25 protein-coding genes and 4 tRNA genes are annotated in these 25308 nt (G+C 53.7%); 3 read left to right on the top strand and 26 right to left on the bottom strand.

Annotated features, from left to right (window positions below):
- Positions 1-8: 8 nt before the first annotated feature.
- The 14 genes from C6362_RS08200 to C6362_RS08140 all read right to left on the bottom strand — a co-directional run bounded on the left by C6362_RS08200 (position 9) and on the right by C6362_RS08140 (position 14235).
- Positions 9-926, bottom strand: a complete 918-nt coding sequence (locus C6362_RS08200; RefSeq protein WP_173364617.1) for a DUF1385 domain-containing protein — start codon at positions 924-926, stop codon at positions 9-11.
- A 48-nt stretch (positions 927-974) separates the two neighbouring features.
- Positions 975-1184, bottom strand: coding sequence for a 50S ribosomal protein L31 (rpmE, locus tag C6362_RS08195; RefSeq protein ID WP_014017132.1), 210 nt, complete (start codon positions 1182-1184; stop codon positions 975-977).
- 24 nt (positions 1185-1208) lie between these two features.
- The gene (locus C6362_RS08190) at positions 1209-2573 is read right to left on the bottom strand and encodes an AAA family ATPase (RefSeq protein WP_080596506.1); all 1365 of its coding nucleotides are present in this window, start codon (positions 2571-2573) and stop codon (positions 1209-1211) included.
- Between the two features lie 148 nt (positions 2574-2721).
- Positions 2722-3519: a sulfur carrier protein ThiS adenylyltransferase ThiF gene (thiF, locus tag C6362_RS08185; protein ID WP_014017134.1), complete on the bottom strand. Its 798-nt coding sequence runs from the start codon at positions 3517-3519 to the stop codon at positions 2722-2724.
- Positions 3520-3632: 113 nt separating this feature from the next.
- Positions 3633-3797 (bottom strand): hypothetical protein, encoded by a 165-nt coding sequence (locus tag C6362_RS11915; protein WP_014017135.1) that lies wholly within the window; start codon positions 3795-3797, stop codon positions 3633-3635.
- 331 nt (positions 3798-4128) lie between these two features.
- Positions 4129-4635 carry an anaerobic ribonucleoside-triphosphate reductase activating protein gene (gene nrdG, locus C6362_RS08180; protein ID WP_014017136.1) on the bottom strand — a complete coding sequence of 169 codons (507 nt, stop codon included), beginning with the start codon at positions 4633-4635 and terminating at the stop codon, positions 4129-4131.
- A 13-nt stretch (positions 4636-4648) separates the two neighbouring features.
- Positions 4649-6799, bottom strand: a complete 2151-nt coding sequence (gene nrdD, locus C6362_RS08175) for an anaerobic ribonucleoside-triphosphate reductase (protein ID WP_014017137.1) — start codon at positions 6797-6799, stop codon at positions 4649-4651.
- 258 nt (positions 6800-7057) lie between these two features.
- Complete coding sequence (locus C6362_RS08170; protein ID WP_014017138.1) at positions 7058-7768, bottom strand: tRNA threonylcarbamoyladenosine dehydratase; 711 nt, start codon at positions 7766-7768, stop codon at positions 7058-7060.
- Positions 7769-7770: 2 nt separating this feature from the next.
- Positions 7771-8133 (bottom strand): VOC family protein, encoded by a 363-nt coding sequence (locus tag C6362_RS08165; RefSeq protein WP_014017139.1) that lies wholly within the window; start codon positions 8131-8133, stop codon positions 7771-7773.
- Between the two features lie 15 nt (positions 8134-8148).
- Positions 8149-8631, bottom strand: a complete 483-nt coding sequence (locus C6362_RS08160) for a YbaK/EbsC family protein (RefSeq protein ID WP_014017140.1) — start codon at positions 8629-8631, stop codon at positions 8149-8151.
- Between the two features lie 52 nt (positions 8632-8683).
- Positions 8684-11728, bottom strand: coding sequence for an AAA family ATPase (locus tag C6362_RS08155; RefSeq protein WP_014017141.1), 3045 nt, complete (start codon positions 11726-11728; stop codon positions 8684-8686).
- Positions 11725-12870, bottom strand: coding sequence for an exonuclease SbcCD subunit D (locus C6362_RS08150; protein ID WP_014017142.1), 1146 nt, complete (start codon positions 12868-12870; stop codon positions 11725-11727). The genes C6362_RS08155 and C6362_RS08150 overlap by 4 nt, the downstream gene beginning before the upstream one ends.
- Before the next feature lie 20 nt (positions 12871-12890).
- Positions 12891-13721, bottom strand: a complete 831-nt coding sequence (locus C6362_RS08145; RefSeq protein ID WP_014017143.1) for a deoxyribonuclease IV — start codon at positions 13719-13721, stop codon at positions 12891-12893.
- A gap of 103 nt (positions 13722-13824) precedes the next feature.
- Positions 13825-14235 carry a Fur family transcriptional regulator gene (locus tag C6362_RS08140; RefSeq protein ID WP_014017144.1) on the bottom strand — a complete coding sequence of 137 codons (411 nt, stop codon included), beginning with the start codon at positions 14233-14235 and terminating at the stop codon, positions 13825-13827.
- 194 nt (positions 14236-14429) lie between these two features.
- On the opposite strand from C6362_RS08140, the gene C6362_RS08135 reads away from it, so the two are divergent.
- A complete protein-coding gene (locus tag C6362_RS08135; protein WP_051014204.1) occupies positions 14430-16595 on the top strand; it encodes a Tex family protein in 2166 nt (721 codons plus the stop codon).
- A gap of 331 nt (positions 16596-16926) precedes the next feature.
- On the opposite strand, the gene C6362_RS08130 is transcribed toward C6362_RS08135, so the two are convergent.
- The 6 genes from C6362_RS08130 to C6362_RS08105 form a co-directional block, all read right to left on the bottom strand.
- Positions 16927-18240: a zinc ribbon domain-containing protein gene (locus C6362_RS08130; protein WP_014017146.1), complete on the bottom strand. Its 1314-nt coding sequence runs from the start codon at positions 18238-18240 to the stop codon at positions 16927-16929.
- A gap of 56 nt (positions 18241-18296) precedes the next feature.
- Entirely contained in the window at positions 18297-19217 is a 921-nt protein-coding gene (locus C6362_RS08125; RefSeq protein WP_014017147.1) for an alpha/beta hydrolase, read from the bottom strand.
- A 137-nt stretch (positions 19218-19354) separates the two neighbouring features.
- Positions 19355-19446 (bottom strand) — tRNA-Ser (locus tag C6362_RS08120).
- A gap of 54 nt (positions 19447-19500) precedes the next feature.
- Positions 19501-19577, bottom strand: a tRNA-Pro gene (locus tag C6362_RS08115).
- 60 nt (positions 19578-19637) lie between these two features.
- Positions 19638-20054, bottom strand: coding sequence for a C-GCAxxG-C-C family protein (locus tag C6362_RS08110; RefSeq protein WP_014017148.1), 417 nt, complete (start codon positions 20052-20054; stop codon positions 19638-19640).
- Between the two features lie 223 nt (positions 20055-20277).
- Entirely contained in the window at positions 20278-20796 is a 519-nt protein-coding gene (locus C6362_RS08105) for a P-type ATPase (protein ID WP_014017149.1), read from the bottom strand.
- Between the two features lie 95 nt (positions 20797-20891).
- Between C6362_RS08105 and C6362_RS12315 the strand changes: the two genes are divergently transcribed.
- Positions 20892-21119, top strand: coding sequence for a helix-turn-helix transcriptional regulator (locus C6362_RS12315; RefSeq protein WP_198407971.1), 228 nt, complete (start codon positions 20892-20894; stop codon positions 21117-21119).
- On the opposite strand, the gene C6362_RS08095 is transcribed toward C6362_RS12315, so the two are convergent.
- A complete protein-coding gene (locus C6362_RS08095; RefSeq protein ID WP_014017150.1) occupies positions 21116-21910 on the bottom strand; it encodes an MBL fold metallo-hydrolase in 795 nt (264 codons plus the stop codon). The genes C6362_RS12315 and C6362_RS08095 overlap by 4 nt on opposite strands.
- Positions 21911-22070: 160 nt before the next feature.
- Here C6362_RS08095 and C6362_RS08090 point away from each other — a divergent pair, with 160 nt between their 5' ends.
- Positions 22071-22676: a TetR/AcrR family transcriptional regulator gene (locus C6362_RS08090; protein WP_014017151.1), complete on the top strand. Its 606-nt coding sequence runs from the start codon at positions 22071-22073 to the stop codon at positions 22674-22676.
- Positions 22677-22731: 55 nt separating this feature from the next.
- On the opposite strand, the gene C6362_RS08085 is transcribed toward C6362_RS08090, so the two are convergent.
- From C6362_RS08085 to C6362_RS12200, 5 genes are all read right to left on the bottom strand, one after another.
- Positions 22732-22823 (bottom strand) — tRNA-Ser (locus tag C6362_RS08085).
- Positions 22824-22893: 70 nt separating this feature from the next.
- Positions 22894-22970 (bottom strand) — tRNA-Pro (locus C6362_RS08080).
- A 58-nt stretch (positions 22971-23028) separates the two neighbouring features.
- Complete coding sequence (locus C6362_RS08075) at positions 23029-23727, bottom strand: TerC family protein (protein WP_014017152.1); 699 nt, start codon at positions 23725-23727, stop codon at positions 23029-23031.
- Positions 23728-24014: 287 nt separating this feature from the next.
- Entirely contained in the window at positions 24015-24911 is an 897-nt protein-coding gene (locus tag C6362_RS11815; RefSeq protein WP_014017153.1) for an RNA-guided endonuclease TnpB family protein, read from the bottom strand.
- Positions 24865-25077 (bottom strand): helix-turn-helix domain-containing protein, encoded by a 213-nt coding sequence (locus C6362_RS12200; RefSeq protein WP_232501470.1) that lies wholly within the window; start codon positions 25075-25077, stop codon positions 24865-24867. The genes C6362_RS11815 and C6362_RS12200 overlap by 47 nt, the downstream gene beginning before the upstream one ends.
- Positions 25078-25308: the final 231 nt, after the last annotated feature.

Below are 25308 nucleotides of genomic sequence, written 5' to 3'. Positions count from 1 at the left end.
GGTCCTCCTCATTTCAATTCGCTAGATTCATCACTTTCTTCATCAGCCGGCTTGGCGGCGTTGAGGGCTTCGATAGCCACTTCGATCTGGTCGGCATAGGGTTCCCGCGTCGTCAGATACTGGAGCCACAGGCCCGGACGGAATAAGGCTTGAATGACCGGATTCTGGGTGCGGCCGGCGAGGCGTATCATTTCATAACTGATGCCGGCGACGACAGGCATGAGCAGCACGCGGGAAGCAATGCGCTCGATGAGATTCGGCCAGCCCAGGAAGGCAAAGACAAAAATCGACACGACCATGACGATGAGCAGGAAATTCGTACCGCACCGCGGATGGAGGCGGCTATGTCGTTTGACGTTCTCGACGGTCAGTTCCTCTCCCGATTCATACGTCCAGATGGTCTTGTGTTCGGCCCCATGGTATTCAAAAACGCGGCGGATGTCCGACGTCAGGGAAATCCCCCATATATATAATAGAAATATAGCGAGGCGCAGGACCCCTTCGACGACGTTCAGGCGAACGGCACTGTCGGCGACACCGGGAATGAATTTCGCCGCATACGTCGGGATGGCCAGGAAAAAGACGATAGCCAGGACGACGGAAACGGCCATGGTCAGGGCCATCTGCGTATTCGTCAGCTGTTCATCTTCCTCTCCGGCAGCCTGGGCCGAATAGGACAGGCTCTTCATGCCGTATACCAGGGACTCACACAAGGCGACGCTGCCCCGCAAAAAAGGCTTCTTCAAAATCGGATACCGTTCGGTAATGGAATGAACGGCGTCTTTTTTTACAGTAATCTCACCGGACGGCGTCCGCACTGCCGTAGCAATGCTGACAGGACCGCGCATCATAACCCCTTCGATGACGGCCTGGCCGCCGACGTACGTCTTCGGTTTCTTCAAAGAGTTGCCTCCATTTCTGTACATACAAATAGAGCAGAGCATTTCTGCTCTGCTGCCCACTTGTACTGCTGCTTATTTAGCTGTTTTACCATAACGTTTATTGAACTGTTCGATACGGCCACGAGCCTGCTGAGCACGCTGCTGACCCGTAAAGAACGGATGGCATTTGGAGCAAATTTCAACACGCAGTTCCGGTTTCGTAGAACCTGTTTCAAACGTATTGCCGCATGCGCAAGTAACTTTCGCATTCGGGTAGTACTTCGGATGAATACCTTCTTTCACCACTTACACCTCTTTCTGTATCAATCATTCAAAACCTATGCTAGAATAGTTTAGCACATTGGCCCTTGAAATGCAAGGATTTTTTTCCCGCAAAAGGCGATACCGTACTTCCATACCTGATGTATCCCCCGCTGGCGGAATTCCGAAGCGAGAAACATCTCCATCCGCACAAAAGCGGTCAAGGATTTCACTCTGAAACACATGGCGCACTTCTTCATTAGGGATCTTTAATTGGCAAAGCATCCCATTGGGAATATCCTGCCGCCAGACAGCCGTCAAATAACCGGTTGTCAACAACAACGTATATAGGGCATCTTTATCCATGCGTATATCCTGATAAATCAGCCCTTCGCGAATAACAGCCGACACAGTTTTTCCTTGCAACAAAGCTAATAATCGTTCTTCCTGTCTTTTAGAGGGGCCCTGCAGCAGGGTCGCAATGATTTCATTGGCCGACGTATTGACCCAGTAATCTCCAATACGCCTTTTAGCAAAACAGGAAATGACCGACCAGGGATTATAAATTTCATGATGTCCGAAACGATAGCCATCATACCAAGCCTTTAATCGAGGCAATAAGGCATCAGCCTGTAAATCACCGGCCATTTTTTCTACTTCTGCCGTTGTGAAACCCATGACAGAACTGTATTCCTCATCCATAACGGAATACACATCGAGATTGTTCAGACCACTAAAGATGCTCTCCTTAGCAATACGCAAGACCCCCGTTAAGATAGCAAAATTCAAAAACTCATTGCCCTTCAGGGTATTATTAAAAAACGTCCGGAAATAAGCGATGGCCTGATCATAAAACCCATGGCTATAGGCCGTCTGCAAAGGCGTATCGTATTCATCAATCAATATAATCGGTTTCACCCGATAATAACGGAATAAATATTCTGATAAATTCAACAAGCTGAGCTGATACTCTTCAGGCGTTGCCTGCTGCCAGACAATACGGTGAAAGGCATTTTTCTCCACCTCATTTAAGAGATTACCTTGCAATAAAAATTCATATTTGTTAAACTCCCGCTGAATCCAAAGCCGGAAAGATTGGAACATGCCAGGCCAAGTATTCTGCTGCATCCCTTTAAAAGACATGAAAATAACCGGATACTGGCCGCGCTGGGCCATGTAATCCGCCCCGGCCCGGTCGATAGCCAGGCCGTCAAAGAGATGGCGGCTCTGTACTTCTTTTTCAATGGAAAAAAAATACTCCAGCATACTCAGCGTCAAGGTCTTGCCGAACCGCCGGGGCCGCGTAATCAGCGTCACCGCACTGTGCCCGTCGATGAGCTGGCGGATAAAGTCCGTCTTATCGATGAAATAATAATGCTTGCTCCGTATATCCCAAAAATTATCGACACCAATCGGCATCTGCCACTTCATAGCCTCACCCGCTTTCTTTCATTTCATTATAACAAGAATTGCGAGAAACAAAAAGAGTAGCCCTCCCTATTCTATTGTTTATTCTAGCTCCGTACTACCAATAAACCTCTCCGGCCCTGCGGGCCACCTCTCCTATGAGGAGAGGCATTTACAAGACGTCGACCAGGAGCTTCAGGATCAGGTTGGCTTCGTGGCCGGCACAGATGGCGACGCGCGGGGCCATGAGGCCGCGGCCAGGCTTGGCGTTCCGCGTCTGGTCGCCGCAGATATAGAAATGGCTAGTGATTTTTTTTGTTTCGATGGCGTTGCTGTCGCCGTAGCCGGCCATGCCGGAAGCGGAGACGATGTATTTATCGGGACATTGTTCCAAGACGGTGTGGACGAGCATGGTCTTGGCATCGGGATTGTCGAAGGCTTCACAGATGACCTGGTCGTCTTTCAGGATAGTCGGTACGTTGTCTTCCGTAAGGCGGACGAAGTCCGTGCGGACATCGATGAAGGGATTGATGTCCGCAATCTGCCGGGCCAGGGCATCGGTCTTGCGCTGGCCCAGGTCGCGGACCATGTAGGACTGACGGTTCAAGTTGCTGGCATCGACCGTATCGAAGTCAATGAGGTGCAGATGGCCGACGCCGGTCCGGGCCAGGTAGACGGCGGCGTTAGAGCCCAGACCGCCAAGACCGCAGATGGCGACGCGGCCGGCGCTGACTTTCTGGTGGACTTTCGGCGTATGGCGGGAACACATCATGCCTTCCAGCGCTTCTTTCGGCGGCAGCCGGTCTTTCGGGATGAAATAGATTTCATCGCCCTCTTTCAGGGCTAAGTTCTCTGTCGTGGCAAAGCCGTTGACGACGGTGATTTCCTGTCCACTGCCATAGGCGGCTTTCAAGTCTTCCAGGTGGTCACAGGGACAAGTCATTTTCTTTCCGTTCAATAGTAACTGCATGGTATACACCCCTCGTAGCAAAATAAAAACGCACGACGTCTGACACCTTAGGTGGTGTCCCCGTCGTGCGTCTTGTTCTTATATCTTTAGTGTAGCCGTTTTTATGGGCCCTGTCAATCTTTCTTTTCGGCCTGGGCCCCTTCCTTCAAGCGTTTGAGCTGGCGTTGTTCTTCTGGCGGAAGAGATACGCCGCAGCAGCCGCCTGTAGAGTTGCTGGCGTAGCCTTTAAACACTTCCGAGACGATATTCTTAACTTTTTTTACCGATTCAACAACCATGAGAAGCCCCCCCTTTTGCGCACATTATTTACACAGCATTCAGTATAGGATATGGTACAGCGTTCGCGGCGGGTCGCCCACATGGCGACCCCTACGCTGATTTTGGGATTCCCGCATCGACTGTAGGGGCGCCCATGTGGGGCGCCCGTCTGAATAGTGCTGTACCCAGTGTTCTTCTAACTAAAGTATAGCAAAATTATCTAATTTTGTAAATAGTATTATTTGATAATTTCTATTAATTATTTTTAAGAAAAAAGCAACCCCTCCGCCTTCGGCACCTCCCCTATTATGGGAGGCTTTCAACAGAGAAGTTGCTGCAAACTACAAACTTTTATCTTCCGTCCGGCCAGAGGAGGGTTACTTCTCCCTTTTCTCTGGTGGCGTTGAGGTCGATGACGCGCTGGTTCGAGGAGCCGCGGAAATAGAGGCCCGGGTCTTTCAGGTCGTCGACGAAGGGGCCGTCGACGAGGACGTCACAGACGTCTAAGAGGGCTTTTTTCTGCGGGTCCGCCATGATTTCGTCATACGTAAAGCCCGAGTAGACCCACACTGATTTATCGGGCAGTGCCTGTTTGACTTTTTGGACGATCTGCGTCAGGCCGGCTGTATTTTCCATGGGTTCGCCGCCCAGGAGGGTCAGGCCGCCGTTAGTGGGAGCGCTGAGCCAGGACAGGAGCTGGTCCATTTCTTTATCGGTCCATTCCTGTCCGGCCTGCGGGTCCTGATATTCCGGGTTGAAACAGTTGAAGCAGTGCCGCGAACAGCCAGTGACGAAAATCGTCGAGCGGATGCCCGGGCCATTGGCAATATCGAATTGCCGCATCTGTGCATAATGCAAAACAAGTCACCTCTTAGATATGGAGGACGCGGTTCTTGATTTCCTGCGTCCGCCCTTCGTTCCAGAAATTTTCACCCAAATAGCCGCAGGTACGGCGGATAACGGTCAGTTTGTTGCGGTCTTTATTATGGCAGCGCGGACATTCCCATTCATTATCGTCGTTGAGGATGATTTCGCCGTCGAAGCCACATTCATGGCAGTAATCGAGCTTGGTATTAAATTCGCCGTACGCGATGTGGTCGTAGATGTACTGGACCATGGTCAGGACAGCCGGGATATTATGGGTCATGTTGGGGATTTCGGCGTAGCTGATGCAGCCGCCTGTCGATTTATCTTCAAAATCGGCTTCAAAGGAGAACTTATCGAAGACGTTGATCGGTTCGCGGACATCGACGTGGTAGCTGTTGGTGTAATAGCCCTTGTCGGTGACGTCGGGAATGGAGCCGAAGCGGGCCTTGTCGATCTTGCAGAAGAGGTTGGTCAGGTTTTCTGCCGGCGTGCCGTAGAGGGCGAAGCCGATATTCGTTTCTTTTCTCCACTTCTTGATGTGGGCGTTGAGGTCGTCCATGATGCGCATGGCGAATTTCCGGCCTTCCGCCGTCGTGTGCGAGCAGTGCTTGGTCAGCATCGTCGCTTCATAGATACCGATATAGCCCAGGGACAAGGTCGCATAACCGCCGTAAATAAACTTTTCAATCGTTTCGCCGGGCTTCAGGCGGGCAATGGCGCCGTACTGCCAGTGAATAGGCGATACGTCCGACGTGATGCGTTTGAGGAGGTCGACGCGCAAGAGCAAGGCCTTCTTGCAAAGTTCCAAGCGTTTGTCGAGGATCTGGAAGAATTTTTCTTCGTCGCCATCGGCGAGGATGCCAATCTGCGGCAGGTTGAGGGAGACGACGCCCATGTTGAAACGGCCGTCGAATTTATAGTTGCCCTGTTCATCTTTCCAGGGGCTGAGGAAGGACCGGCAGCCCATGGGGCTGAAGACGTTGCCTTCGTAGGATTCGCGCATCTTCTTGGCCGAAATATAGTCGGGATACATGCGTTTTGCCGTACATTCAGCCGCCAGTTTGGTCAGATAGAAGTAGGGGCTGCCTTCGCGGACGTTGTGTTCGTCCAGGACGTAGATGAGTTTCGGGAAAGCCGGCGTGACGTAGACATTGGCTTCGTTCTTGATGCCCTGGATACGCTGGCGCAGCAGTTCTTCGTCGATGAGGGCCGCTTCCTTAGCGTATTCGTAGTCCGGTTTAAAATACATGAACAGCGTGACGAACGGCGCCTGGCCGTTGGTCGTCATGAGGGTGTTGATCTGATACTGGATGGTCTGGATGCCGTCCTTGATTTCCTTCTTTGTCCGCTTCCAGGCGATTTCTTCGGCCTTTTCCATGTCCGGTTCGATACCGTAGACTTCGCGCTGTTCTTCGACGACAGCTTTCATGTACTTCTTGAAGGATTTGCGGACATAGGGCGCCAGGATGCGGTCGATGCCGTTGATGGACTGACCGCCGTACTGGCCGCTGGCGACTTGGGCGATGATCTGCGTCGTCACCGTGCAGGCGACCTGGAAGGATTTCGGCGTATCGATTTTCTTGCCGTTGATGACCGTGCCGTTGGCCAGCATGTCTTCCAAGTTGATGAGACAGCAGTTGAACATAGGCTGGATGATGTAATCCATATCGTGGAAATGGATGGCCCCGCTGTCATGGGCCTGGACGATATCGGCCGGGATGAGCTTGCGGCGGGCAATGTCCTTGGAGACTTCGCCGGCAATGAGGTCGCGCTGTGTCGACACGACGTGGCCGTTCTTATTGGAGTTTTCATCGAGAACTTCCAGGTTGGTGTTGTTCAGCAGGCCGAAGACGTCATCGTCCGTCGTGTTGGTCTGGCGCTTGAAGGCCTGGATGGTCTTGTAGTTTTCATAAGCCCGGGCCGTGGCCGGATTATTGTATTTCAACAGGCGGTAGTAGACCTGGTCTTCGATGGCATAAATGGTCAGGTCCTTCTGGATAGAAGCCGCATACGCTTCGATTTCACCAGCAATCTTGGCAGCCTGCCCTTCTTCATAAATACCGCTGCTGCTGTTCATGGCCTTTTCAATGGCGTTCGTGATCTTGTCGCGATTGAAGGGCACCCGTTCTCCGTTGCGCTTGATTACTTCTAACATATGTCTACCTCCACAGTATATAGTATACAAGATGTACCTTTTTCCGTGTCCCCCACAAGATATACGATGCAGGGACCGTTTTTCACATGCCCTATGATACTATATATAGTAGCAGCTGTCAATGTGTATATACTCCATCGTGTTGTGGACAAGTTAAGGCTAATTTTTATCAAAATGGCTGGCAAGCCTTGAAAGGACCACAAAAGAGCTGCGCCTTTTCAGGCACAGCCCTTGTGTATAACTGGCAAAAATTTTCTTTTACTCCAGACCCAGGAGGTCGCGCACGACGGCACCGGCCAGAATCATGCCGGCTGTCGACGGGACGAAGGAAATGCTGCCCGGACTGGGGCGCACTTCATCGCTGTCCGAGAACGGCTTATGCGGGACTTCCGTCGAATAAGCCACTTTGATGCGGCGGATCCGGCGCTTCTTCAATTCCCGGCGCATGATCTTGGCCAGGGGATCGACGCTGGTCTTTTCGATGTAGTCGAGCTGGAAGTATTCCGGATGGAGCTTGTTGCCGGCCCCCATGGACGAGACGACCGGGATGCCGCTGTGATAGGCTTCGTCGATGATGGCGATCTTGGCGCTCATCGTATCGACGGCGTCGACGACATAGTCGGCACCGGAATTGGCGATGAAGCCCTTATGGCTATCGGGCAGATAGAAGGTCGCATGGGTTTCGACGTCGATGTCGGGATTGATGGACAAGAGGCGTTCCTTCATGACTTCGACTTTCGGCCGGTCAATGGTCTGGACCGTCGCGCCGAGCTGACGGTTGACGTTGGACGGGTCGAAGACGTCGGCATCGACCAAGATGAGATGGCCCACGCCAGCCCGCCCCAAGGCTTCGACGACAGCCGAACCGACGCCGCCGACGCCAAAGATGAGTACTTTTTTCGTATCTAATTCGTCCACCTTATCCTGGCCGATGAGGCGGGCTGTCCGTTGCGTATACTCTTTCTTCATCGTTAGCGCTCCGGAATGATTTCCAGCCAGTAGCCGTCAGGGTCGACGATGAAATAGATACCCATGGCCGGATTCTGATAGACGACACAGCCCATATCCTTATGTTTGGCCAAGGCTGCCTTCATATCCTTGACGGCAAAGGCCGTGTGGAATTCGTTTTCCCCCAGGTTATACGGTTCCTTGCGGTCTTTGAGCCAGGTCAGTTCCAACTGGAAATCGGACACGCCGTCTCCGAGATAGACGATGGTGAAATCGGGATTTTCAATGCGGCTGACTTCGGTCAGTCCCAGGGCTTCTTTGTAGAAGTCCATGCTGCGCTGGAGATCCAGCACGTTGAAATTAGTGTGTTTAAAGGTGAATTGCATAGTACTACCCCCTTTTTATTGGTTTGCTTCCTGCCAGCCTTTCGATACGTCGACCCATTCCCTGGCATGGGAATAAGTTTCCAGTTCGGGCAGGGTCAGTTCGATGGCACTGTTGGCCGTACCACAGGCAGGAAAGACGGTCTGGAAGCGTTTAAGCGATTCATCGAGGAAGACTTCGACGTCGTCATTGACGGCAAAAGGACAGACACCGCCGACGGGATGGCCTATGAGCCGTTCTACATCGCTTGCCTTGATCATCGTCGCCTTCTTGTGGAACCGTTCTTTGAACTTATGGTTATCTACGCGGGCATCGCCGGCAAAGAGGACCAAAATCGGATGGTCGCCGACGAGGAAAGACATGGACTTGGCAATGCGCCGGCCTTCCGTATGAAGGGCGGCTGCCGCTTCTTCGACAGTCGCACTGGACTGACTGAGTTCCATGACCCGGTCTTCCATTCCCCACTTGGAAAAATAATCGCGTACTTTTTGAATAGACAAAATTCTCCCCCTCTCTATTCGTCATGACTTTATTATATACTAATCGCGACGGTCAAGCAAACTCAAAGGACGACGTACTACCCCGGTCGGTCTTGTGAACGGCCAGGCGGGCATCGATACGTTCCTTCAGTTCGGGGACGTGAGAAATGATGCCGACCAGGCGGCCGCCGTTGCGCAGGGACGCCAACGTCTTCAAGGCGTAATCCAAGGTTTCGCCGTCGAGGGTACCGAAGCCTTCATCGATGAACATCGTATCCAAGTGAATGCCGCCAGAATAGGCCTGAACGACGTCGGCCAGGCCCAGGGCCAGGGACAGGGAGGCCAGGAAGGTCTCGCCGCCGGACAAGGTGTTGGCCGGACGGGCATAGCCCGTATAATTGTCATAGACTTCGATATCCAGGCCGATCTGCTTGACCCGCTTGTCGTCCCAGGACTGGGAGCGCTGCAGGCTGTACCGCTGGCGGCTCATGCCCTGGAGGCGCCCGTTGGCGGCGGCCAGGACTTCATCGAGGAGGGCCCCGAGGACGTAGCGTTCAAAGTTGATGCCCGTCTGCTTGCCGGCAATGAGTTCATAGACGGCGCCGACGGTCTTATAGGCTTCGGTCAGGTCCTGGCCTTCCTGCTGCAAAGCGGCCAGGGCTTCCTTTTCCTGCTGCCAGCGCTGGTACCGTGCCGTCAGGCTGCCCTTGGCTTCGACCAGGGCCTGGCTGGCCTTTTCAGCGCCGTCCAGGGCCGTCCGGGCGGCGGCCACGTCGGGCCGTTCCTGTGTGCCGATGGCGGCCTCTTCCTGGGCCAGCTGGCCCTGGACCTGCTGGACCTGCTGGTCATAGTGCCGGACGGATTCTTCCAGTCCCGGTATCTGCGGCACGGCGGCCTGCATGGCCCGGCAGGCCTTGACGCTTTCAAAGCCGGCGGCCAGGACGCGGTCCCGCAGGGCCTGGACGCCCTGGCTGAAGCGGTCCCGCAGCACTTCGACCTGATGCTGCCAGTTCCGCGCTTCCTGCTGCTGCTTGGCCGCCTGCCGTTCGCCGGCGACGACGGCGTCGCGGCAGTGCTGCAAGTCCTTTTCATAGATCCTGATAGCGCGGTTCAAGGCATCCAGTCGCTGCTGCAACGCCAGCGGGTCTCGATAGGCTGCCGGCAGGTCCGCTTCCAGGCGGGCCTTCGTCTCAGCGGCTTTAGCCGCAGCGGTCCTCGCCTGTTCCACGGCCGTCCGGGCCGTTTCTTCGTCCTTTTCCCAGCGGGCCAGTCTGGCCTCGCCGGCGGCGACGGCTTGTTTCAGCTTTTCACCGTCCCGGACCTGCTGCTGCAAGCCTTCCATAGCCACTTGAGCCTGTCCGGCCTTGGCCTGCCAGTCCGCCAGGGTCCCGTCCTGGGGATACTGGCGGCGCAGGGCCTCGTACTGGGCCTGCAGGGCCTGGCAGCGGGTTTCATCGGCTTTGGCTGTCACTTCCCACTGCTGGCGCTTGCCTTCACTGGCTTCGGCCCGTTTCTGATGCTGTTCGACGTCGTGCCGTTCCGGCAGGGATTCCGGGCGCACAGCCGGCAGGGGATGGGCTTTCGAACCGCAGACCGGGCAGGGCTGGCCCTCTTCCAGTTCCGACGCCAGGACAGCTGCCTGGGCCTGCAGGAACAGGGCCCGGACGCTTTCATAGGCAATGCGTTCGTCCCGGGCTTTGGCCGCCGCTTTTTCCAGAAAGGTCCGGCTGTGCTGCCACTGTTTCTGCGCTTCTTTAGCCTTAGCTTCCAGCTCAGCCGCTTCGCCTTCGCGCTGGATCCGGTCGTTCAGGGCCTGCCAGCGGGCTTTGGCCTGTTCCGCCGCGACGGCTTGTTCGGCCAGACCGGCGACGGCTTCCCGGGCCTTGTCCAGGGCCTGCTTTTCCTTTTCTTTTTTCTTTCGGGCCTGGTTCCAGCGCTTTTCGGCGTCAGTCACGTTTTTCTGGCACTGCCCTTCTTCGAGGCAGCAGGTCCGATAGGCTCCGGCCTTGTCCTGCAGGCCTGCCAGCTGCACCTGTTCTTCACAGGCCGCCTTATAGCCCTTTTCCCGGGCCGAAAGACCTTCCAGCTGCTGCTTGGCCGCAGTTAGGTCCTGCCGGGCCTTTTCGGCCAGTTTTCCTGCTTTTTCAGCGGCTTTATGGGCCTCCCTGCCCTCTCTTTCCAGGTCGTCCAGGTGGCGGCAGGGTTCGGCCAGGATTTCGGCCTGGCGCAGGGTAGCGATGGTATCCCTCTTTTCCTGGAACTGCCGGGCCTGCGCCTGGAGCTGCGCCGCTTCCCGGCGTTTCTGGTCCCGCAGCAGCCAGTGGGCGTCCAGGGCCTGGGCGGCCTGGAAAGCGGCCTGACAGGTCTTGCGCGTCCCTTCGGCTTCCTGCCACTGTTTGTCTACGGCCACTGCCTGGTCCTGCCATTGCCGTTCCTTTGCAGGCAGTTCCTTTTCGTCGGCAATGTCCAGCGCCGCCAGGCACTGCTCCCGCCGCTGCCGCACCTGTTCGTACTGGCTGGCCAAGGCATCGTGGCGGGCTTTGGCCAGTTCCTGGAGCCGGGCATAGCGCTGGGTATGGAAGAGGGTCTGCATGATCTGCTGGCGTTCGCCGGACCCGGCCAGGAGGAGCTTGCGGAAGTCCCCCTGCGGTAAAAGGACGACCTGGCGGAACTGGTCGGCTTTAAAGCCCAGCAGCCCTTCGACGGCAGCCGTCACATTCTTGGCGGCGATGAGCTTTTCCTGGTCCCCGGCTTCATCCGTTTCGTATAAAGCGGCCTGGGCCGAAGCCTTTTTCAAGCCCGTGCCGCGTTTCTTGGCGATTTCCTGTTCCGGGCTGCGGTCGATGCGGTAATATTTCTGGCCGATGGCAAAGCGGAACGATACGGACGTCGCTTCCTGCGGCGAAGCGTACTCGCTGCGCATGTGGGCGCCGGTACGGCTGTCGCCGCTGGTGCTGCCGTAGAGGGCGTAGCACATGGCGTCGAGGATGGTCGTCTTGCCCGAGCCTGTCGGCCCGTAGATGAGGAACAGTTTGTGGTCCCCTAATTGGCGGAAATCGACGATTTCCCGGCCAGCATAGGGACCAAAAGCCTTCATGTCTAAGTAAATGGGAATCATAATAAGCTGCCCCCTTTTTCCAATTCGTCCCACAAGGCGCGGACACAGGCCCGTTCGGCCTCGGTCAAGGGCTGGTCCGGCCGCATGGCCTGGGCAAAACCGGTGAACAATTCGCGTTCCGTCACCTGCTGCAGATCAAAGTCGCGCTGGCCGGCGGCCTGGGTGTTGCGGTTGGGCATTTCCAGGGCCATGGCGTTGGGATACTTGCGCCGCAGTTTGGCCATGCCGTCGAGGATGGGCTGCGTATCGTCCAGTCGGGCCAGGATGAAATCGTCCGGCCGGTCGTCATCGGCGGCCATGATGGCCTCGAAAGAACCGCTGACGATGCGCACGTCGTGGCGCGGTGCGAAGTCCCGGAAGGTAAGATCTACCTGCCCGTCTGCTCCGATATCGGCGATGACTGCCCCTTTATGCTGTCGGGCTTCGCCAAAAGAATATTTGAGCAGGCTGCCGGCATAGCGGATGGTATCGCTCGTGACTTTCTGCGGGCCGTGGAGATGGCCCAGGGCCGTATACGTAAAAGGCGCGAAGAGGCTGCCTGCCACCTGGTCCGTCCCGCCGATGGACAAGGGCCGCTCGGAATCGCCGGCTACGCCGCCGGCGACAAAGGCATGGGCGATGCAGACCGTGCGCGCCCCTTTGGGAACGGCCTGGGCCTGCCAGGCCAGCAGGGCTTCCATAGCCTGCTGGTGGCTGCGGACCGTTTCCTGGCCAAGGACCTGCCGGACTACGGCCGGTTCGGCATAGGGAATCGTCAGGAAGGCGACGGGACCCGCTTCATCTTCTAAGACCACAGGCCCGGTGAGTCGATCCAATTCGCCGGCGATATAGAGCCCCTGCGGCGCCAGGAGGCGGCTGGCAAAGGACAGGCGGGCCGGGCTGTCGTGGTTGCCGCTGATGACCAGGAAGGGGATCTTCAAATCAGCTGTTATCTTCGTCGCGATATCATCAAAGAGTTCGACAGCCTCTGCCGGCGGCAGGCTGCGGTCGTAGACATCGCCGGCCAGGACGACGGCGTCGATGCCTTCGTCCCGGAGCAGGGGCAGGAACTGCTGTTCCAGGACATAGGCCTGGTCTTCGGTCAAGTAGTTCCCATAGAATAATTTCCCTAAATGCCAGTCCGCTGTATGTAAAATACGCATGGAATCCCTCCTTCGGACAATTACTGCTGCAAAGACCGCAACAAGGCGATTTCCCGGGCATACCCGTCGAGGTCGTTCGGTGTTTCCAAGTAAAAAGGCAGGTTCCGCAGGGCCGGATGGTTGACGATGGCCTGGAAGGCTTCGAGGCCGATATGGCCGTCGCCGATTTTTTCGTGGCGGTCCTTATGGCTGGCCAGCTCGTTCTTGCTGTCGTTGATATGGACGGCTTTCAGTCGTTCCAGGCCGATGACCTTGTCGAAAGCCGTCAATACGTCGTCCAGGTGGTGGACGATGTCGTAGCCGCCATCGAAGCCGTGGCACGTATCGAGGCAGACGCCGAGCTTCTCGTTCATGGCGACTTTGTCGATGATGGCTGCCAGTTCCTCAAAGGTCCGGCCCACTTCCGTCCCCTTGCCGGCCATGGTTTCTAAGAGGACCGTCGTCTTCTGGCCCGGGAACATGCAGGTGTTGAGCAGGTCGGCAATGAGGGCGATCCCCGTTTCAGCGCCCTGGCCGACGTGGCTGCCGGGATGGAAGTTATACCGGCAGTTGTCGACGTATTCCAGACGGCGCAGGTCATCGGCCATGGCCTGGCGGGCGAAATCCCGCGTCTTGGCCGTCTTTGAACAGCCGTTCAACGTATACGGCGCATGGGCCAGGATAGGCGCGAAATGATGGTCCGCCATGAGCTGGTTCAGGGCCTGTATGTCGTCGACGTCCAGTTTGCGGACGCCGCTGCCTCGGGGATTGCGGGAGAAAAACTGGAACGTATCTGCCCCTATAGATAAAGCTTCGCCACCCATGTGCAAAAATCCTTGTGAAACCGATAAATGACATCCAATATGCAACATATTTTTTCCTCCTGCGCGACGGATAACAAAAAAGGCTGCCGCACAAAGCCCGTCCGGCCTCATGCAGCAGCCCCTATCCCTAGACTATATGAAAATCAAATACTTACGATTTTTCCCGACATTCCGGGCAAATCCCGACAAACGAAATACTGACGCCGTTGACGACGAAGCCGCTCTGTTCAGCCGCCTGCTGACGCAATCCCTCCTGGTCCATGTCGATATCGATGACGCGGTTGCATTTTTCGCAACGAATATGGGCATGGGGAGTTGTATTATAATCATAGCGATGGGCATCTTCTGCGCACTGCAAGACCTGGACAACGCCAATTTTGGCAAAGATTTCCATCGTCTTGTAGACCGTAGCCAGACTCATAGACGGATAATTGGGCTGTAATATCTTGTAAATCGCCTCGGCATTGGGATGCGTCGGATTGTGATTGATGGCTTCGTACACAGCCAGGCGCTGCGGAGTTACTTTATAGCCGTTTTTTCGCAAAACTTCAGCAATTTCCATTTTTATCCCCCTTTCTTGGAAAACTATGGTATAATAAGATATTCTAGCTTTATTTCAGCTTGGAATCGTACAGAATACTGGGGAGTATCCTGTATTATATTGTAACGGTTATCAAGAAAAATTTCAACGCTTTATGGGAAATTTTTCTTACACAATAAGTAATATTAATTATTCAGTTAGGAAGGAAGGTAATCATGACAGAGGAAACGATGATCGCTGAAATCGCCAGGACCCTGGGTATACAGCCATCCCAAGTCCAATCTGCCCTTTCCCTCTTTGCACAGGGCAATACACTTCCCTTTATCGCCCGATACCGGAAAGAAGCGACGGGGAGCCTCGATGAAGTCCAACTCCGCTGCATCCAGGAGCAATATGACTATGAACAGGCCCTGGCCAGCCGCAAGGAAACGGTCCGCCAGTCCATCATCGACCAGGGCTGCTGGAACAACGAACTGGCCGAGGAACTGGAAGCGGCCCGGCAGCTCCAGGACGTAGAAGACCTCTATTTGCCGTATAAGCCGAAAAAACGGACGAAAGCCTCCATGGCCCGCGAAGCCGGCCTGGAACCCCTGGCCGACCTGTTCCTGTCGCAAAAAGCCAATGGCCCGGCGCCGGAAAAAGCCGCTCAGGCCTACCTCACCGACGAAGTGCCTTCCGTCGAAGACGCCATCCAGGGCGCTGCCAATATCCTGGCCGAACGCTTTTCCGAACGGGCCGATTTCCGCCGCATCCTGCGCCGCGACCTGTGGCACCAGGCCCGCCTGACCTGCAGCCTGCAAGTCGAAGAGAGCGAAGCCGGCCCCATGCTGACCTACGCCGATTTCAGCGAACGCATCGCCCGCATCCCGAGCTACCGCATCCTGGCCATCAACCGCGGCGAAAATGAGAAAAAACTGAAAGTGACCCTAAAAGAGCCGGCCGATGAACACATCGACAGGCTCTGCCGCTTAGTCATCCAGCGTCACTCGCCGTATGAAGTGATTCTCTGCGACGCCGCCGCCGACAGCTACAAGCGCCTCATTTCGCCGCAGATGGAACGGGAAATCCGCAACGAACTGACGGCGCAGGCCGAAAAGCAGGCCATCGACGTCTTTGCGGAAAATCTCCGCCACGTCCTGCTGCAGCCGCCCTTCGCCGGCCAGACCATCCTGGGCCTCGACCCGGGCTTCCGCACGGGCTGCAAAGCAGCCATCATCGACGCCACGGGGCGCGTCCTCGCCTATGGGACCTATTACCTGACGAAATCGGCCTACCAGAAGGAACAGAGCGCCAAGACCCTGGCCCGGATGATCCAGAAATACGGCGTCACCCTCATTTCCATCGGCAACGGGACGGCTTCGTATGAAACGGAACAATTCGTCTCGTCCCTCATCGCCGATTACCAGTTATCCTGCCGCTACGTCATCGCCAACGAAGCCGGCGCATCCGTCTATTCCGCCTCGGACCTGGCCCGGGAAGAACTGCCGGACCTGGACGTCACCATCCGCGGCGCCGTCTCCATTGCCCGCCGCATCCAGGACCCCCTGGCCGAATCGGTCAAGATCGACCCGCGGGCCATCGGCGTCGGCCAGTATCAGCACGACGTCAACCAGAAAGCCTTGTCGGCCGCCCTGGACCAGGTCGTCACGTCGGTCGTCAACTATGTCGGTGTCGACCTCAATACGGCATCGGCCGCCTTATTGCAGCACATTTCCGGCCTGACGGCGGCAACGGCTGCGAACATCGTCGCCTACCGCGATGAAAACGGTCCCTTCCAGAACCGGCAGGACCTGCTCAACGTCCCCCGCCTGGGCCCGGCGACCTTCACGCAGTGCGCCGGTTTCCTGCGCATCAAAGACGGCATCGAGCCCCTGGATAATACGTCGGTCCATCCCGAATCGTACGGACTGGCCGAAAAAATCGCCAGCCATTACGGCCTGTCCCATGAAGACCTGAAGGACCCGGACAAGCTGGCCGGCCTGCGCGATAAGATACAGATGAACGCGGCACCGAAACTGGCCGCCGTCCTCGATGCCGGCGAACCGACGATCAAGGACATCTTGGAAGAACTGCGAAAACCGGGGCGCGACGTCCGCAGCGAATTTCCGAAACCGCTGACGCGCCGCCACGTCATGAGCCTGGACGACCTGCAGATTGGCACCGTCGTCCGCGGCACCGTCCAGAACGTCGTCGACTTCGGCGCCTTCGTCGACTTTGGCCTAAAGACACCGGGCCTGGTGCACCGCTCCCAGCTGAGCCGTCACCCCTTCCGCCATCCGACAGACGTCGTCCACGCCGGCGACATCGTAGAAGCCGAAATCATCAGCGTCGATGCCGCCCGCGGCCGCATCGGCCTGTCCATGAAAAAAGTGAAGAAATGAGTGTGAAAAAGGGCTTGTCGCACGACGACAAGCCCTTTAAAGTTGTTAGTGGATGGTTTTAAATTAAAATTTTTTCTGTAAGGGCGACCACGCGGGGCGCCCGCCCCGGGATATGGGTGATTCATCATTCAGTCGTAGGGGCCGCCCAGAGGGCGGCCCGCTGTGAATCATGGGGATGATTATTCTGGTATATGGGTGGATGTTTTCACACATCACCGGTCATGTAGGACGTATACAATACCCTTGCAGGCGGGCCGCCCTTTGGGACGGCCCCTACTAGCCACTAGCCACTAGCCACTAGCCACTAGCCACTAGCCACTAGCCACTAACATTATAACCTATTCCATTCATCATTCAATTTATCGTAGCGGTTCGAGGCGGCCTGGCCACGCTGGAAGCCGGGGCGGTAGTCCTGGCCGCGCTGGCTGGCGCTGACGCCGTCATAGAGGCCGCGGATGCGGTCTTGTTCGGCCTGGAACAGGGCATCGAGTTTGTATTTCATGGCCGTATTGTCGATGGACGTATCGTTTTCCAGCTGATTGCGGGTCTTGGACATCTGGATGTAGAGCGTATTGGCCCGGCTCGTAAATTCGCGGGTCCCTTTGAAATCGGGGTGATTGCTCAAGTAGGCGTTGATGTCGCCGGCCAGTTTGCCGATATCGTCGTTGAACAAATCTTTGCTGCTGGCATAGGATGACAGGACCTGCTTATCCGGGTCGGCCTTCACCTCGGGCTGAGGCGTTTCGTCGGGCTTGGTCTGGACGCTGACGTATTTTTCCAGATAGCTGACCAGGTTATCGCCATCGACGGCTCCCGTAAAATCAGCACCAGGCACCTTAATGGTCCGCGCCGTCTTCTTGGCTTTCTGGACTTCATCGCGCAGGTCATCGAGCTTTTCGCTGATGGCATCGTCTTTGGGATTTTCAGCAATGGCTATGGCCGTATCGTACATGGCCATCTGGTCGCGCATGACTTCGCGGATGGCCTGGTCATCGGATGCATACTGGTCGGGAATGTTCTTGGGCTGGTAATTCTTGGCCATCTTTTCCACGTTCTTGCGGCTCTTGCCCAGATCCTTGACCAGGGAATCGACGTCGTCGCCTTTGCTCTTCTGGCTCAGGCGCTTAGCCGTATCGGTGACGGACTCATTTTCCGAAGACAACTGCTGTGATAAGGAAACGGCATCCTTGACGTAATCCCCGCTGCTGCGGCTGCCATAGAAGTGGAAAGCCACAGCGGCAGCTACAGCCAAGATGAGGACGACGACGGCAGTGATGATACCTTTCCGATAGCGCACGTAAAAAGGCGGTTCCTGAAAAGGCGGCGGCGTTGGCCGGCCCGTCATGACCGGCCGTTCCATCGGCTGCGGTGAACGAGGCGGTTCTTCGTCGCGGACGGGTTCCCGATGCTTATGGACAAAGGTTTCCGTCCCCGTCGCTTCATCGATGACCGGTTCATCGTCATCCATTTCCGGCAATTCGGATCCACAGAAGGGGCAGAATTTCCCATCTGCCTGAATCCACTTTCCACATTCCGGACAAATCCGTTTCTTCGACTCCTCTTCAGGTAGTTGTTCAGCGCCACAGGCCTGGCAGAATCGGTCGCCATCCTGTAAAGGTGCCCCGCAATGTTGGCATTTCTTCATAAAAAAGCACATCCTTTACCCAGCATAATACCTGTCTTTAGTATACGCTATTTTCCTTACAGTTGCAAAAAATCAGCCATGCGCCGGTAGGTATCGCAGATTTCATCGTAGCATATTTTTTCAAAATTGAGGTATGAATGGACCATATTGTCGTAATTATACGTTTCGGCCCGGACGCCTTTTGCAGTCAGCCGACGGACATACTCGCGGCCTTCGTCGCGGAAGGGGCAGAACTGCGTCGTCAAGACCAGCGTTGCCGGCATAGCTGCCGACAATTCCCCAAAGAGGGGTGAAGCGGCCCGGCGGTCGTCACCGTTGCGGAAGAATTGGTTGAAATACCAGACCATCTTAGCCGGCGTGAAGCCCGTTTTGACATTGCAGTTTTCCCGGACCGACGGGAAGGAATGGGTCATATCCAGGCAGGGATAGACCAGGACCTGATGAGTCAGCGGAATAGATGTGTCGTGCTGCAGGGCCTGGCTCGTATAAGCTGCCATACAGCCGCCGGCGCTGTCACCGCACAAGGTCAAATCGGCTTCATAGGGAATCTGCAGTTCATCCAGCTTGGGCAGCGCCTTCCGGGCCACGGCCAGGGCATCTTCATAGGCTGCAGGATAGGGATTTTCCGGAGCCAGTCGGTATTCCGGCGAAATGACGATATGCTGCGTCGCCTGAGCAATGCGGCGGCAGACCGGGTCGTAGACAGCGACCGTGTCGATGGCAAACCCGCCGCCATGATAGTAAATCAAGACCGGCAGGGGCCGACTCGTGTCAGGAATATAAATCCGGACCGGCACATCATAGACATCGCAGCCTTCCAGCACCGTATCGACGACGTCCGCCATCGCTACTTTAGGCAGTTCCTGGTCCCACGCCGTATGCAGCGACGCCTCGCGCATGGTAATCGGTGTCATGACAAAATCATCACTCGTATGGGCAGCAATAAAAGCTGCCAGTTCTTCTTTAATCGCACTCATCGTAAACCCCTCTTTCCCCTTCTTATTATAGTTTTTAATTGTAGCACAAAATACTCCAGATGAATAGGAGAAATACAAAAAAGGGACTGCCCATGAAGGTAAACCCTTCATGGGACAGTCCCTTTGAAAGTCCTGTGTGGCGGAGAGCGTGGGATTTGAACCCACGATAGAGCGTTCGCCCTATACATGATTTCCAATCATGCTCCTTCAGCCGCTCGGACAGCTCTCCGCGTCTTACATATCTTTGCTGACATCTTCGGGATAAATGCCGATATGTAAAGTATGGTCGGGGCGACAGGATTTGAACCTGCGACCTCTTAGTCCCGAACCAAGCGCGCTACCAAACTGCGCTACGCCCCGTAGACCTGACTTATACATAATACCATATCCACGAAAAAAGTCAAGAGAAAAAGCGTAAAATCAAGCCAGTTTCTTTTCCCGAATGAAATCGAGGAGCATAACCGACGTGTCGGCCATGAGGTCACCGCACGATACGGGACCGCCATTGGCCGGACTCTTGAGGACGCGGCAGCACGTCGCTTTAAAGCGGTCGAGCCAGATTTTCTGAAATTCCCGTACAGGCTGATTGATTTCGGCTTTCGTCTTTTCTTCTGGCGTCGTCCGGCCGGCAAGACAGCCCAGGACCAGGCAGGCCCCATTCAAGGCCCCGCAAATACAGCCCGAACCAGCCACCCCGCCGCCGAGGACGGATACCATGCGCAGCGTTTCCGGCGGCAGCTTCAAATCCAGACAATCATTGCAGACCTTGACCACCGTTTCAGCACAATTATTCCCAGCCTGCTGGTATTGTGCCGCCAGTTCTTTTACCTTTTCCATCGTAAGACCTCCTTGAAAACATATTATATAATCTATTATACATTATTTTATTCACTTTGTGGTTGCAAAACCATTTTCCTGCTATCCTTTTTAATGGATACTGATGGGGCATAAAGGGCCCGGATAGCATTGAGAATAGCCAGGATCATGACGCCAACGTCAGCAAAAATGGCAAACCACATATTAGCAATGCCGACAGCCCCTAATCCCAGGCAAAGGAATTTTATCCCCAGTGCAAAAACGATATTTTCATAAACAATACGCAGACATTTCCGCGATAAAAGGATAGCATTGGCAATCTGCAAGGGATCATCATCCATGAGTACGACGTCGGCTGCTTCAATAGCTGCATCAGAGCCCATGGCTCTTCGGATTCCTTCGTGGTCTTCACGTAAAGGACGCCAGTCATATTGATACAGCCACTAATGACTTCATCCCCTTGCTGCACATCTCTGGGCAGGCTTTCTCCTGTCAGGGCACTCGTATTAAGGCTCGATGTCCCACGAAGGACCACGCCATCCAAGGGCACCCGTTCACCGGGCTGGACGACTATCGTCGTACCTAAAGCTACATCATCCGGGTCGACTTTTTCCAGTTTACCATCCCGTTCTATATTCGCATAATCAGGACGGATATCCATGAGGGCACCGATATTCTTCCGGCTGCGGCTAACAGCATAGCTTTGGAACCATTCGCCGATTTGGTAGAACAACATAACAGCAATACCTTCCAAGTAATCCATCGGAACAAGTGGCCTTAGTACAAAAAATCCACTACGATTTATTACAAAAATTGGACCAGCGCATCACAATTGACACACTGGCCCAATAATATCTCATAAATCAGACGACTTTAAAAAACGTATTTAAAGCAGTCTATGGTACTTCTCTGGCAGCCCATATCAAAGAGCACCGGCTGCTGCAAGCTGCGGAACTTCTCTGCCATAGTCAAGATTCAATGGCAGAAATCGCAGCCAAAGTCGGTTATGAAAGCCAGAGCCGATTTTCTGCAGCTTTCAAAAAACGTTTCGGTGAATTACCTACGCAATATCGGAAAACACATTAGAAAGAAACCCATTCTCCATCATCGGGCATAATATAATGGTCCACCCCACGGGCCATGAGCCGGCTGCGCAGAGTATATCTCGTCAAAGAGGCATGGGCTACATTATCCAGATGAGTAAGAAGAAGCTGAGACTGCGGAACAGTCTTTGCTACACAAGCTACATCTTCATCGCCCATGATGAGCCGGCCATTTTCTACAGTTTCAGCCGCACAAGCATTTAATGCGACGACATCAGGGCGATACGTTTTCAGCGTATTTTCCACTTCAGGATACCATACGGTATCACCAGCGACATAAAGGGTAGGTTCGTCTGCGCTCTGGAAGAGGACCCCCATAGCGTCACCGCAAGGAACGATGGTACCATGGCGTGCCGGCATATGTTGAAGGGTAAGGCCATCGAGAGTCAACGGAGACTTAGACAAAACCTGTACATCTTGAAATCCGGACTTTTCAAAAATGGCTGCGTCCTGTTCATTCTGCACAAAGACAGGGATGGACTTATCCAAAGGCTGGCCTACGGTCCCATCAGCAGCTATATCAATATGGTCTGGATGGATGTGCGTTACGATGTAATAATCGACACCATCCAGAATTTCCTGCGGCGTCCTAGGCAGTCCATAAATCGGCATGGCAATTTCCATTTTAACCGGGTCCGGAATCATGTATGGCTTCCCCGGAATATCTTCGAAACTACCAAGGCTTCCTTTTCCACAAAGCCAGGGGTCAATTAAAAAGGTCTTCCCTTGATATACAATTTTAAGTGTAGCATTGCGAATCTGCTGAATATCCATTATTTTCTCTCCTTTATTCTTTACAATAAATATTTTTATTGACACTATGTTCAATATTTATTATATTAAACGCAAGAAAACATTCAACAGTCACCTTCGAGGAAGTGTCTGATAATGGACACATCTCCCAAATTGTCTAGAAAGTAAGGAGGTATCCTTCATGACGCAAAAGTTAGATCGTCGCACCCGCTATACGCGTTCTGTTATCAAGCAATCTTTTTTGGAACTGCTCCAAAAGTATCCCTTTCCGAAAGTCACAGTCACGGCTATCTGCAAAAAGGCGGAAATTACACGGGCTACGTTCTACTTGCATTATATGGATATCTATGCCTTGTTAGACGCCATCCTTGAGGAAGCGCTGCATTTATCCGAAAATACAAATCCTGATAAATCCTTGGCCGATCTTCTTTACCAAGCCAGTCAATCAAATGAAGGGGACTCTTTCATCAAGAATAACTATACTATGCTGCCCGTCTGTCAACGCATCGCAGATTCCCCTTGTTACCAAGCACTCTTTTCAGATAAGACCTTAGGGCCTTACATCTTAGAATATATTTTCACACATGAAAAAGCTCAAATGATTTCATTTTTACAAAATCAACTTCAGATTGATGCAACATTAGCGGAAAATCTCTACTTATTCCTGGTCAGCGGGGCTTTTACCATCAACCAGCATCATAAATGGAAAAAAGACGAATCATGGTTCCAGATTCAGGCTATGCTGCTGCGTCTCATTTACCATGGCATCCAGGGGTTGAAAAAATAAAAAAGGACTATCTCATGATGGCAGATGCCTTCATGAGATAGTCCTTTTTACAGTATGGCGGAGAGCGTGGGATTTGAACCCACGATAGAGCGTTCGCCCTATACATGATTTCCAATCATGCTCCTTCAGCCACTCGGACAGCTCTCCATGGCTTACACATTGTTTGATTATGCAGTTGTTTGATGTCCTCGGGATCGACATCCAATGTGTAAAAATATGGTCGGGGCGACAGGATTTGAACCTGCGACCTCTTAGTCCCGAACCAAGCGCGCTACCAAACTGCGCTACGCCCCGTTACCTGACTTGTATATAATACCATATTGGAGAAAAAAGTCAAGCTTTTTTTCTCGTGTCAGGCCACAACTTCTTTATTTTTATGGATATGTTTCCACAAAAAGCCGCCGGCAATAGTGATGACCAGCAGGATGACCTTCAGTTCCGTCGGATTTTCCGCGGCCAGGCTGACGTACTGAGCCAGGTAATGGTCCGTCGCCATCATGCCGCCCGAAGCCCAGCCGAGGATGGCCCCGCCGATATAGATGAGGATGGGAAAGCGGTTCATGACTTTGACGACGATCGTGCTGCCAAAGACGATGATCGGCACGGAAATGAACATGCCGAACATGAGCAGGCCCCAATGATTATTGGTGACGCCGACGATGCCCAGGACGTTGTCCAGACTCATAAGGGCGTCAGCCATGATGATAGTCCGCACCGCTGCCCACAGGGAATCCTTGGCTTCGACATGGACATCTTCTTCCTGGTCATCGGCGCCGATGAGCTTGATGCCGATGAGGACCAGCAAGATGGCCCCGACAGTCTTCAAGAAAGGAATCTGGAACAACCAGGATACGATGAAGGCCATGATGAAACGCAAACAGATAGCCCCGGCCGTCCCGTACAAAATAGCCCGCTTCTGCAAATGCTTGGGCAAATTCTTGGCTGCCATACCGATGACAATGGAATTATCCCCACCCAAAGCCAAGTCGATGAGCACGACCTGCAAAATCATAGTAACATCAAAGACAAGCGTCGATTCTAACCCTTCCAAGGTAAGTCCTCCTTATGCGTTAAGACAAATTTACATCTCCCCTATTATAGGATAATTATGGAGGGATAGCAAGAAAAATAGGGCACCGCAAGCGGTACCCTATTTTTTCTGTTTGATGTATGACGTTTGATGTATGATGTTCTTTATGTGAACGTACTCCCGCCTATAGAGGCGGGAGCTTCCTGCTTCAACGAGAACAGCGCCACTGACTCCAAAGAGTTGCGGCGTCTTACACTCTCTCCACAGGCGTAGATTCCCGTGCGACCCACGGTATTTTATGGATTACGTCAGGCTGATATTCGCCTGGCTTCTTCTCGGATATTTATGGCTGCGTTTTTATCCCTGTCATGATGACTGCCACATTTGGGATAATTCCATTCCCGTACAGACAAATCTTTAGTTTCACTAGTTCGGTAGCCACATACGTGACACAGCTGGCTGCTCGGATACCACTTGTCTATCTTGATAAGCTGTTTGCCTTGCCAAGCCAACTTATATTCCAGCATGTTCGTGAACAGATTCCAGCCATTGTCCGCTACGGATTTGCCAAAACTGAACTTACCACCCTTTTTCCGCTTTGCCATCGCTTTGACGCTGATATCCTCAATGCCAATGGCATCATAGCGGTCTGCAAGGTAGCGGGACTTTTTGTGCAGGAAATCCCGGCGTTGATTGGCCACTTTCTCATGGAGAATAGCTACGCGCAGTCTTTGTTTCTCTCTGTTGTGACTTCCTTTTTGTTTCTTGGATAGCTTCTGTTGCGCCTTAGCCAGTCTTTTCTCTGCCTTTCGCAGGAAATCGGGATATTTAGCATCCTCCTCATCGGAAGCCACATACAAGCCGTGCATCGCAAAATCCAAGCCAAGGAAGGTCTTCGGTATGACAGGGAGTACTTGGTTTTCATACTCCACCAGCATACTGATATAGTACTTTCCTGATGGCGTCTTGCTGATGGTTACGGTCTTTATGATACTGTTCTCTGGCAAGGGGCGATGCTGGCATAATTTCACCCAGCCGACTTTTGGCAGTTTCACCTTATGGCCCTCGATTCGGACAGAACCCTTCTGGTTGTTCGTGGAATACGAAGCGCGACTATTTTTCTTTGACTTGAAGCGCGGCTTGCCGAAATGCTGGCTGTCATTCCAAAAGTGGCTGTATGCCTTGTTCAGATTCAGTTTGGGCATTGGCAAGGGCTAAACTATCGACTTCCTTTAGCCAAGGGAAGTCTTCCTTGTACTGCGCAGGCGTGTTATTCAGCTTTTGGCCGGTTTCCTTATAATAGTCAATGCGGTCACTCAGCATCTTGTTGTAGATGAATCGGACACACCCAAAGGTCTTGGCAAACATCATTTTCTGTGCTGTTGTCGGATAGATTCTGTATCGGTATGCCTTATTCACTATCATCACCTGCCTTGACTTTCTATATACTTTCACTCTTACTACTGATTATACTGCAAATCAACTTGTGAAGCTATTGTTTTTCTGATGGCATCGAGCCCTCAGAAAAACCTGCAATTCATCTCACCGCCTAAAGAGGCGGGAGACTTCTTGCAGAATCAGGTTAAATTTTTTTACATCAAA

The sequence above is a fragment of the Megasphaera elsdenii DSM 20460 genome (assembly GCF_003010495.1).
Taxonomy (GTDB): Bacteria; Bacillota; Negativicutes; order Veillonellales; family Megasphaeraceae; genus Megasphaera; species Megasphaera elsdenii.
This window is presented reverse-complemented; position numbering and strand designations above follow the sequence as displayed.

What these genes read in the sequence shown, in the direction of transcription:
- C6362_RS08200 (WP_173364617.1), bottom strand. Translation starts at nt 926, where the DNA reads ATGTACAGAAATGGAGGCAACTCTTTGAAGAAACCGAAGACGTACGTC.
- C6362_RS08190 (WP_080596506.1), bottom strand. Translation starts at nt 2,573, where the DNA reads ATGAAGTGGCAGATGCCGATTGGTGTCGATAATTTTTGGGATATACGG.
- thiF (WP_014017134.1), bottom strand. Translation starts at nt 3,519, where the DNA reads ATGCAGTTACTATTGAACGGAAAGAAAATGACTTGTCCCTGTGACCAC.
- C6362_RS11915 (WP_014017135.1), bottom strand. Translation starts at nt 3,797, where the DNA reads ATGGTTGTTGAATCGGTAAAAAAAGTTAAGAATATCGTCTCGGAAGTG.
- nrdD (WP_014017137.1), bottom strand. Translation starts at nt 6,799, where the DNA reads ATGTTAGAAGTAATCAAGCGCAACGGAGAACGGGTGCCCTTCAATCGC.
- C6362_RS08170 (WP_014017138.1), bottom strand. Translation starts at nt 7,768, where the DNA reads ATGAAGAAAGAGTATACGCAACGGACAGCCCGCCTCATCGGCCAGGAT.
- C6362_RS08165 (WP_014017139.1), bottom strand. Translation starts at nt 8,133, where the DNA reads ATGCAATTCACCTTTAAACACACTAATTTCAACGTGCTGGATCTCCAG.
- C6362_RS08155 (WP_014017141.1), bottom strand. Translation starts at nt 11,728, where the DNA reads ATGATTCCCATTTACTTAGACATGAAGGCTTTTGGTCCCTATGCTGGC.
- C6362_RS08150 (WP_014017142.1), bottom strand. Translation starts at nt 12,870, where the DNA reads ATGCGTATTTTACATACAGCGGACTGGCATTTAGGGAAATTATTCTAT.
- C6362_RS08145 (WP_014017143.1), bottom strand. Translation starts at nt 13,721, where the DNA reads ATGTTGCATATTGGATGTCATTTATCGGTTTCACAAGGATTTTTGCAC.
- C6362_RS08140 (WP_014017144.1), bottom strand. Translation starts at nt 14,235, where the DNA reads ATGGAAATTGCTGAAGTTTTGCGAAAAAACGGCTATAAAGTAACTCCG.
- C6362_RS08135 (WP_051014204.1), top strand. Translation starts at nt 14,430, where the DNA reads ATGACAGAGGAAACGATGATCGCTGAAATCGCCAGGACCCTGGGTATA.
- C6362_RS08130 (WP_014017146.1), bottom strand. Translation starts at nt 18,240, where the DNA reads ATGAAGAAATGCCAACATTGCGGGGCACCTTTACAGGATGGCGACCGA.
- C6362_RS08125 (WP_014017147.1), bottom strand. Translation starts at nt 19,217, where the DNA reads ATGAGTGCGATTAAAGAAGAACTGGCAGCTTTTATTGCTGCCCATACG.
- C6362_RS08110 (WP_014017148.1), bottom strand. Translation starts at nt 20,054, where the DNA reads ATGGAAAAGGTAAAAGAACTGGCGGCACAATACCAGCAGGCTGGGAAT.
- C6362_RS08105 (WP_014017149.1), bottom strand. Translation starts at nt 20,796, where the DNA reads ATGGATTACTTGGAAGGTATTGCTGTTATGTTGTTCTACCAAATCGGC.
- C6362_RS08095 (WP_014017150.1), bottom strand. Translation starts at nt 21,910, where the DNA reads ATGGATATTCAGCAGATTCGCAATGCTACACTTAAAATTGTATATCAA.
- C6362_RS08090 (WP_014017151.1), top strand. Translation starts at nt 22,071, where the DNA reads ATGACGCAAAAGTTAGATCGTCGCACCCGCTATACGCGTTCTGTTATC.
- C6362_RS11815 (WP_014017153.1), bottom strand. Translation starts at nt 24,911, where the DNA reads ATGCCCAAACTGAATCTGAACAAGGCATACAGCCACTTTTGGAATGAC.
- C6362_RS12200 (WP_232501470.1), bottom strand. Translation starts at nt 25,077, where the DNA reads ATGATGTTTGCCAAGACCTTTGGGTGTGTCCGATTCATCTACAACAAG.